This is a genomic window from Pseudomonas sp. SDO524_S393 (genome assembly GCF_054071875.1).
Genome location: NZ_JBSVVZ010000149.1, coordinates 1 through 2,037, shown reverse-complemented (window position 1 = coordinate 2,037; position 2,037 = coordinate 1). Strand labels below are relative to the sequence as shown.

General features: G+C 61.0%; 2 protein-coding genes. Both read right to left on the bottom strand.

Going from position 1 to position 2,037, the window contains the following annotated elements; translation table 11 throughout:
• Nucleotides 1-93 precede the first annotated feature (93 nt).
• Nucleotides 94-1,395, bottom strand: coding sequence for a urate hydroxylase PuuD (locus ACW9IB_RS29415; protein ID WP_457416824.1), 1,302 nt, complete (start codon nucleotides 1,393-1,395; stop codon nucleotides 94-96).
• Nucleotides 1,396-1,446: 51 nt separating this feature from the next.
• Complete coding sequence (locus ACW9IB_RS29410; protein ID WP_457369236.1) at nucleotides 1,447-1,950, bottom strand: ureidoglycolate lyase; 504 nt, start codon at nucleotides 1,948-1,950, stop codon at nucleotides 1,447-1,449.
• Nucleotides 1,951-2,037: the final 87 nt, after the last annotated feature.

The following is a 2,037-nucleotide window of genomic DNA, read 5'->3' as shown; positions in this document are numbered from 1 at the left end:
CACCTCGGTAGGCCTGATACACCGAGGTGCCTGCATCGCAGGCAAGCCAGCTCCCACACAAAACCTCTCCCACATTGGATCTGCGTGGATCAGTCAGTTGGTACGCGCCCCCTGATTGATCCAGGTGCCAATCAAATCCCGCTCCTGCTGGGTCATCTGGGTGATGTTGCCCAGCGGCATGATCTGGCTGGCCACGGCCTGCGCCTGGATGCGCGCCGCTTGCTGCTGGATCTGCGCCGGGGTGTCGAACATCACCCCGGCCGGAGCGGTGCTGAACAGCGGGCTGGTGGGCTTGGCCGAATGGCACACGGCGCAGCGCTCCTGGATCACGCTGTGCACCTTGCCGAAGTCGGTGGAGGCTTGGGCGGGTGCAGGTTCGGCGGCGGGTGCTGCGGGGGCGGCAGGCGCGGCGGGTTTCAAGCCACCGCCCAACGCGGTTTCCGGCAACGGCTGGTATTCAATGGCGGCCGGCGCCTTGGCCACGTCTGGCGTGGTGGCCATCGGTTTCGGGCCGGTCACGTACGCCAGGCAGATCATCGCCAGTGCGCCCACCGGCAAGGTCCACGCGTACTTCTGGCTGTCATGGCGCGTGTTGAAGTAGTGACGCACCAACACCGCCGCCACGGCGATACCGGCCAGGATCAACCAGTTGTACTGGCTGCCATAGGTGCTCGGGAAGTGGTTGCTGATCATGATGAACAGCACCGGCAGGGTGAAGTAGTTGTTGTGGCGTGAACGCAGCAAGCCTTTGGCCGGCAGTGCCGGGTCCGGCGTGCGGTTCTCGGCAATCGCCGCCACCAGCGCGCGTTGCGCCGGCATGATGATGCGGAACACGTTACCCACCATGATGGTGCCGATCACCGCACCCACGTGCAGGTAGGCGCCACGGCCACTGAACACTTTGCTGAAGCCGTACGCGGCGGCGATCAACAGCACGAACAGGATGAAACCGAGCAGGGCAGGGCGCTTGCCAAGGGCCGAATCGCAGAGGAAGGAGTAGATGAACCAACCGGCGAACAGTGAACCAATGCCCAGCAACACGCCTTCAGGACCGCTGAGGCTGCTGCCCGGGGCCAGCAGGTACAGGGTGGGGTTGGAGTAGAACACCACGCACAGCAGCGCGATCCCCGACATCCAGGTGAAATAGGCTTCCCATTTGAACCAGTGCAGGTTGTCCGGCATGGTTGGCGGGGCCAGCTTGTATTTTTCCAGGTGGTAGATGCCGCCACCGTGGATTGCCCAGAGGTCACCGGACAGGCCGTCCCTGGGGTTGACGCGGTTGAGGTTGTTTTCCAGCCATACGAAGTAGAAGGAAGCGCCGATCCAGGCGACGCCAGTAATCATGTGAACCCAGCGAATGCTCAGGTTCAGCCATTCCAACAGATGTGCTTCCACAGTCTTTACCTCTCGCCTGTCACCCTTGTTTTCGGGTGATCAGACCTTCTCTTATTGGTGGGGGGCGAGGATCAATCGCTCATCCTCTTTGAAGAAATGCTCATCGCAGTTATTGCCTGTGCCACTGCGATCAACCACCAGGAAGTCATCCCGCTTTTCGATCGTCAGCACCGGGTGGTGCCAGACGCCGCGATGGTAATTAATGCCCTGCCTGCCGTTGGTGACGAAGGCGCGGACCAAGCCCGATACAGGTGCATCGCCAAGTGGCGCGACCACGATCAGAAAGGGGTTGCCGAGCAGCGGAATGAAAGCCTGGCTGCCCAGCGGGTGTCTCTCCAGCATGCATACGGTCAAGGGCATTTGCAGCGCGTCGGCGCGGAAAATGCTGATGATGGCGTTGTCCTCTGGCTTGGCGGTTTCGACCGTCGCCAGTTTATGGAAGCGCATGGTCGACCCGTTGTTGATCATGAAGTGATCGCTGCCATCGGTTTCGATAACGTCTCCGAAAGGGGCGAAGGCTTCTTTGGTCAGGGGTTCGATCATCAGTGTGCGCATGGCTGTCTTCTTAAATTTTCGAGTGTGATGGTGTCTGGTCTACCGTTATCGCGGGCAAGCCCGGCTCCCACATTTGACCGCATACCC